This is a genomic window from Pseudoalteromonas sp. BSi20652, assembly GCF_000239855.1.
Classification (GTDB): domain Bacteria; phylum Pseudomonadota; class Gammaproteobacteria; order Enterobacterales; family Alteromonadaceae; genus Pseudoalteromonas.
Genome location: NZ_BADT01000124.1, coordinates 24,767 through 31,614 on the forward strand (window position 1 = coordinate 24,767; position 6,848 = coordinate 31,614).

At 36.9% G+C, this 6,848-nt stretch carries 6 protein-coding genes and 1 pseudogene; 5 read left to right on the forward strand and 2 right to left on the reverse strand.

Translation table 11 applies throughout. The features are described from left to right. Window positions 1-58: 58 nt before the first annotated feature. The 5 genes and pseudogenes from P20652_RS07710 to P20652_RS18310 all read left to right on the forward strand — a co-directional run bounded on the left by P20652_RS07710 (window position 59) and on the right by P20652_RS18310 (window position 5,388). A complete protein-coding gene (locus P20652_RS07710) occupies window positions 59-1,366 on the forward strand; it encodes a sugar ABC transporter substrate-binding protein (RefSeq protein ID WP_008169437.1) in 1,308 nt (435 codons plus the stop codon). A gap of 145 nt (window positions 1,367-1,511) precedes the next feature. Beyond that, window positions 1,512-2,384 carry a carbohydrate ABC transporter permease gene (locus P20652_RS07705; RefSeq protein ID WP_008169439.1) on the forward strand — a complete coding sequence of 291 codons (873 nt, stop codon included), beginning with the start codon at window positions 1,512-1,514 and terminating at the stop codon, window positions 2,382-2,384. A 2-nt stretch (window positions 2,385-2,386) separates the two neighbouring features. Next, window positions 2,387-3,217: a carbohydrate ABC transporter permease gene (locus P20652_RS07700; protein ID WP_008169440.1), complete on the forward strand. Its 831-nt coding sequence runs from the start codon at window positions 2,387-2,389 to the stop codon at window positions 3,215-3,217. 10 nt (window positions 3,218-3,227) lie between these two features. Beyond that, complete coding sequence (locus P20652_RS07695; RefSeq protein ID WP_008169442.1) at window positions 3,228-4,238, forward strand: ABC transporter ATP-binding protein; 1,011 nt, start codon at window positions 3,228-3,230, stop codon at window positions 4,236-4,238. A 189-nt stretch (window positions 4,239-4,427) separates the two neighbouring features. Next, window positions 4,428-5,388, forward strand: a pseudogene (locus tag P20652_RS18310) (sugar-binding transcriptional regulator). Window positions 5,389-5,716: 328 nt separating this feature from the next. Here the strand turns inward: P20652_RS18310 and P20652_RS20110 are convergent. Next, window positions 5,717-6,418: a DUF4917 family protein gene (locus tag P20652_RS20110; RefSeq protein WP_008169447.1), complete on the reverse strand. Its 702-nt coding sequence runs from the start codon at window positions 6,416-6,418 to the stop codon at window positions 5,717-5,719. A gap of 139 nt (window positions 6,419-6,557) precedes the next feature. Continuing rightward, window positions 6,558-6,848: PH domain-containing protein (locus P20652_RS18320; protein ID WP_033017549.1), on the reverse strand; the 291-nt coding region annotated here is incomplete at its 5' end.

The following is a 6,848-nucleotide window of genomic DNA, read 5'->3' on the forward strand; positions in this document are numbered from 1 at the left end:
TTATACGCTATTATTAAGTACAAGTGCACTTTTTAACGTTAGAGATAAGGTATTTACAATGAAAAATAAATTATTAATGCTTGCCTGTGGCATCATGGCAATGAGCAACGCTTATGCTAAAGAAACAATTACTATAGCAACAGTAAATAATGGTGACATGATCACCATGAAAGAATTAAGTAATGAATTTACCAGCCAACACCCAGATATAGACCTAAAGTGGGTAACACTAGAGGAAAACATTCTTCGTCAACGTGTAACAACTGATGTAGCAACAAAAGGCGGCCAATACGATGTAATGACCATTGGTACTTATGAAGTACCAATTTGGGGTAAACAAAATTGGTTAACTGAGCTTGATAACTTAGGTGAAAACTACGATTTAGACGACTTATTACCTGCAATACGCAGCGGTTTAACTATTAATGACAAACTTTATGCTGCACCATTTTATGGTGAAAGTTCAATGGTTATGTACCGTACAGATCTAATGGAAAAAGCCGGTTTAACTATGCCTAAAGCGCCAACGTGGAACTTTATTCGTAAAGCTGCAAAAGCGATGAACGATACAAAAGAAGGTGTTTTTGGTCTTTGTTTACGCGGTAAAGCAGGTTGGGGTGAAAACGTTGCACTTATTACATCAATGGCTAATTCGTTCGGTGCACGTTGGTTTGACGAAAATTGGAAACCACAGTTCAATACTCCTGAGTGGGAAAACACACTACAGTACTATGTTGATGTAATGAAAGAGTCAGGTCCTGCGGGTTCATCAGCAAATGGGTTTAACGAAAACCTCGCTTTATTCCAAACCGGAAAGTGTGGTATTTGGATTGATGCAACAGTTGCTGGCGCATTTGTAACCAATAAAAAAGACTCGGAGGTTGCTGATAAGGTTGGATTTGCACTGGCACCCGATAATGGTTTAGGCAAGCGTGGTAACTGGTTATGGTCGTGGACTTTAGCTATTCCATCTAGTAGTAAAAAACAAGATGCGGCTATGAAATTCATCAGCTGGGCAACATCTAAAGAATACTCACAACTTGTAGCGGATAAAAAAGGCTGGGCAAAAGTACCACCGGGCACACGTAAATCTCTTTACAACAACCCAAAATACATGGAAGCAGCACCGTTTGCACAAATTACGCTTGATTCAATTCAAACAGCCGATCCTAAAAACCCAACCGTCAAACCTGTACCTTATGTAGGTATTCAGTTTGTTGCTATACCTGAATTCCAAGGGATAGGAACGGCTGTAGGTCAACAATTTTCAGCAGCTTTAACTGGGCAAATGACGGTTAAGGAAGCGCTAAATTCATCTCAACGCCTAGTTGAAAGAACAATGCGTAAAGCTCGATACCCTAAATAACATCTTGTAGGCGGGCAAGTCCTCAACTTGCCCATTATTTTATGTCAGTTCTATTTACGTGTGTTTTTAAAGACTCTTGAGGGTTTTCTGATTTTCACTCATTGGTTAATACGTAAATAGAATTGGCTTTTTAAAGGTCACCGTTATGGCAACAACTAACTCGCGTACGCTTGCTCGGTTCATGCTTCTTCCTAGTGTAACTTTGTTACTAGCTTGGATGATAGTACCGCTGTGTATGACATTATATTTTTCTTTTATTGATTATAATTTATTAGTTCCAGGAGAAAAGGAATTTGTAGGCTTTTTAAACTACGAGTTCTTTCTAACTGATCCTGCATTTTTTGAATCATTTTTTAACACTCTTCTTTTAGTTACGGGCGTTTTGTTAATTACTATTTGCGGTGGTATTGGTTTAGCTATTTTATTAGACCAAGCAATATGGGGACGTAACTACGTTCGTATCATGGTACTTGCGCCGTTTTTTGTAATGCCTACGGTTTCTGCTTTAGTGTGGAAAAACATGCTAATGAACCCTGTAAATGGTTTATTTGCACACTTTGCAATATGGCTAGGTTTTGATCCTATTGATTTTTTTGCTCAAATGCCGTTGTTTTCAATCATTATTATTGTTTCTTGGCAGTGGTTACCGTTTGCAGCATTAATATTATTAACAGCTATACAATCACTTGACCGCGAACAATTAGAAGCAGCTGATTTGGATGGGGCAGGTCCATTAAGCAAGTTTTTCTATATTGTGTTACCCCACTTATCGCGCGCTGTAACCGCTGTGATTTTAATTGAAACTATATTTTTATTGTCAATTTTTGCAGAAATATTAGTAACAACCAGTGGTGGCCCAGGTTACTCGTCTACCAATATAACGTATTTAATTTACACGCAATCGCTACTTCAATTTGATGTAGGCGGCGGGTCTGCAGGGGGCATAGTTGCAGTTATTATCGCAAATATTGTCGCTATATTTTTAATGCGCTTAATTGGCAAAAACTTAGAGGGTTAATTATGACTATAAAAGATAGCCGTCGTTCCAAACTAATTTATACCATTGCTGCATGGACGATAAGTGGTATGATTTTCTTCCCCATTTTATGGACGTTAATCACCAGTTTTAAAACAGAATCAGAAGCAATTTCAGCAACACCCGCGTTATTTGCTTTTGAATGGACATTAGAAAATTATTCAGATGTACTATCGCGTTCTCCTTACTTTAACCACTTTTGGAACTCAGTAGTTATATCCTTAGGTTCAAGTTTACTTGGATTGTTAATTGCAGTTCCTGCTGCATGGTCTATGGCATTTGTACAAACTAAAAAAACGAAACATTTATTAATGTGGATGCTTTCAACCAAAATGTTACCGCCAGTGGGCGTGCTTATTCCTATCTACTTATTGTTTCGTGACTTTGGATTACTCGATACAAAATTAGGGTTAGTCATTGTTATGACACTCATTAATTTACCGATAATGGTTTGGATGCTTTACACGTACTTTAGAGAAATACCTAATGAAATACTGGAAGCATCACGTATGGATGGTGCAACTATTGGTGAAGAAATATTCCATGTTTTATTACCAATTGCCTTACCAGGTATAGCTTCAACACTATTGTTAAATGTGATCTTGTCATGGAACGAAGCATTTTGGACACTTATCTTAACAGCTGCAAATGCGGCACCTTTAACAGCATTTATTGCTAGTTACTCAAGCCCAGAGGGCTTATTTTACGCTAAGTTATCGGCAGCATCTGCCATGGCAATTGTGCCAATATTAATACTTGGTTGGTTTAGTCAAAAACAATTAGTGCGTGGATTAAGTTTCGGCGCAGTAAAATAGGAGAATACACATGGGTAGCATCACACTAAAGCAAGTAACTAAAAATTTCGACGAAGTAAATGTTATTAAACCGTTGGACTTGGAGATCAAAGATGGAGAATTTATCGTTTTTGTTGGTCCATCAGGTTGTGGTAAATCAACATTATTACGTATGATTGCAGGGCTTGAAGACACAACTAGCGGCAATATTGAAATAGACGGACAGGACGCAACACATACACCGCCAGCAAAAAGAGGATTGGCAATGGTGTTTCAATCTTATGCGTTATATCCGCATATGACCGTTCGCAATAACATTGCTTTCCCTCTTAAAAGAGCAAAAGTTAGCCCAGCAGAAATAGAAAGTAAAATTGCTAATGCGGCAAAAATACTTAACCTAACCGATTACCTAGATCGTAAGCCGGGTCAATTATCGGGGGGACAACGTCAACGCGTAGCGATAGGGCGCGCTATTGTACGTCAACCTTCTGCATTTTTGTTTGATGAACCACTTTCAAACCTTGACGCTTCTCTTCGTGTAAACATGCGACTTGAAATATCAGAATTACATAAAAGTCTATCTACAACAATGATTTATGTAACACATGATCAGGTTGAAGCAATGACAATGGCTGATAGAATTGCTGTATTTAACGGCGGTATTATAGAGCAAGTAGGTACACCACTTGAGTTATACAAACACCCAGTTAATGAGTTTGTTGCAGGGTTTATTGGCTCGCCAAAAATGAACTTTATTGCAGTACCACAAAGTGAAGATAAAAAAACAGTTAATCTAGGTATACGACCAGAGCATTTTATAATTTCACAAGAGCAAGGTACTTACAAAGGAACAGTAGGTGTTATAGAACACTTAGGATCAGAAAGCTTTTTACATGTAACGCTTGAATGTGGCACGACGGTGACTGTTAAAGCCGATGGTGATTGTCCGCTTCAGTATGGTGATGCTATATTTTTAAGTGCTCAGGAAAATAAAACTCACAAGTTTGATAAAAACGGTCTGACTATTAAAACCACACTTTAAGCTTTTTAATTAACCAATATTTTATTGTTTTGTGTATTTATATAAGGTATTGGTTTTTATACTATTCTAGGCTTCGGCATTTTATAAATAGATGATATATTCAAAAAAGACTTTATTGGTTTGAAGCCTAAATAATTTAAAGTAAACATCAGACCCAGGATATTATTCCTAAAATAATAAGAGGTTTAAGTGGTAAAGTTATCGAACACTGAAATAAGAAAGCTCGATGATGCAGCAAGAGCAGGGTGGTTATATTACGTTGCGGGGAAAACTCAAGACGAAATTGCTAAAAAACTCAATATTTCGCGTCAATCAGCGCAAAGAATGGTCGCTTTATCTGTAAGCCAAGGATTAATAAAAGTCAGGCTCGATCACCCTATAGCAAAATGTATGGATTTAGCACAAAAGACTAAAAAGTCGTTTTGGTTTAGCATCGTGTGAAGTTGTTCCTAGCGACCCAGCCGAACCCTCATCAACATTGGGTTTAGCACAAGCTGGCGCAGCAGAAATAGAACGTCATTTAAAATCAGAACAACCCAAAGTTCTTGCTATGGGTACTGGTCGTGTTTTACGTGCATGTGTGGATGAACTAAGAACCGTTGATTGTCCGCAACATAAAATTGTAGCCATGCTTGGTAATATGGCACTTGATGGATCAGCATCTCCATATGATGTAGTGGTAAGAATGGCTGAGCATACTAATGCAAAACATTACCCAATGCCATTGCCTGTTTTACCAAGAAGCATTGAAGAAAAAGATCAGTTACATGCACAGCAAAATATAAGGGCTAACTTAAAACTCGCTAAAAATGCAGATGTTACATTTGTAGGTATTGGTAGCTTAGGTGAAAAATCACCATTACATATAGATGGTTTTGTTGATGCAGATGAACTTAAAGAGCTTCAAGACTTAGGTGCTGTTGGTGAAATGATTAGTTGGGTTTATGATAAAAATGGTCAATTGCTAGAGTGCACAGTAAATCAACGTGTAGCCAGTACGCCATTAATAACAAACACTAATAAAGAAATTTACGCCATAGCAGCAGGTGAAGAAAAAGTGTTAGCAATTTTAGGTGCAGTTAGATCGAATATGATTAGTGGATTAATAACCAACGAGTACACAGCAGAACGCTTGCTTAGTATTGATTAATTGTTTTGTCTAAAACTGACATTTATATACAGTGTTTTTATTATCTGTATAAAAACACTTAATGTCCGATACCGTCTAGTATTGGACATAGTAAGAGTGCATTTATGCACTCTTTTTAAATATACACTTGCTACCTATAATTTATATTATGTTAAATGAGATGTTTTTAGCCATAATGGCACTGACTACCCATTCAAACAAAACTCCTATCGTAACCCCTGTTTTAATAAGTTATCTACTTTTGGCCGTTATTCGTTTATATGAATTGAAGTTAATTTTTCAATCTGAAAAAAGAATGGAAATGTGCAAATTAATTTATTGGAAAGTCTCACCCGCTTAGTTTTGCCTGAATTAGGAACGTATTAAAATGTTTGTTTATTGGGTTATTTATTATGGATACATTTAAAAATTTATTGTTTCGCGCTGGTTTTATGAACTTTGGTAAATTAGATCGCCGTGCCGCCATGGAGTTTTTACTTATGAACTCTGAGCGCACTTTAGAGCGTTGGATTAGCACAAACAAACCTTGCCCACGTGCTGTACGAATGCTTGAGCAACGAATCAATGGCGGCATGTCACCACCATGAAGAAAAAACAAATTTTGATTTGTGCCTGTTACACTCCAAACTGTTGGATAACGAAACTCATCATCAACTCTATAATTATCAGGCTTTAAATCAAACTTATTAATTGCCCAATATAATAAAAGGTCATAATTTAAAGAGAATATATTTTGAAAAGTAGAGAGAAATTTTCTTACTGCAACAAATTGAAGGTCAGTAACTCTACTTGGCAAAGTTGGATGAGTTTGTGCTATTGCAGAAACAAGTGAACTTTTTAAAATCTCTTGGTCATCTTTAATTTGCGTAATTAATGTAGGGTCTTCACCATAAGTTTCTAAAACCATTTGTGCGGATACAAGTTGCCCCATAATGGTTTCAAAATCGTAAGTTTCAGATAATTGAAAAAGCCCTTTAATTTCTGTATCTCGTGTCCCAAATGAAGCGGCATCAAGAATACTTGCAAACAAAAATTAGCATGACACCCACCTCAGAAAACTCGCTAACTAATTGTAATAATTAACTATACATATCATTTTCTTCAAACATTACAGTGCAACTAAACAAGGTGGCGGTCAGTTTTTAATTTGCGAGAATAACTGATACGCATTAAATTTCTTCTTGAACCTCAAAATATCTATTTTTAAATTTAAGTGGTTCTGAAATGCCAGGAATAGCAGCTTGAGGATTGCCTGCACCAGAAACAAGAATGCTGCCAAAATTAAATATACGGCCAAGAACCCCCTGCTCAACTTGAAGGCTCTCGATTTTAGATATATTTATTTCAATAGTATTTCTGCGAATAAGCCCAAATTTAGCGACAACACGTTTATTTGTTACCGCCAGCTCGGTAGTATAATAGGTAATTGCTGCTGATACCCATAAAAGTAACCCAATCCC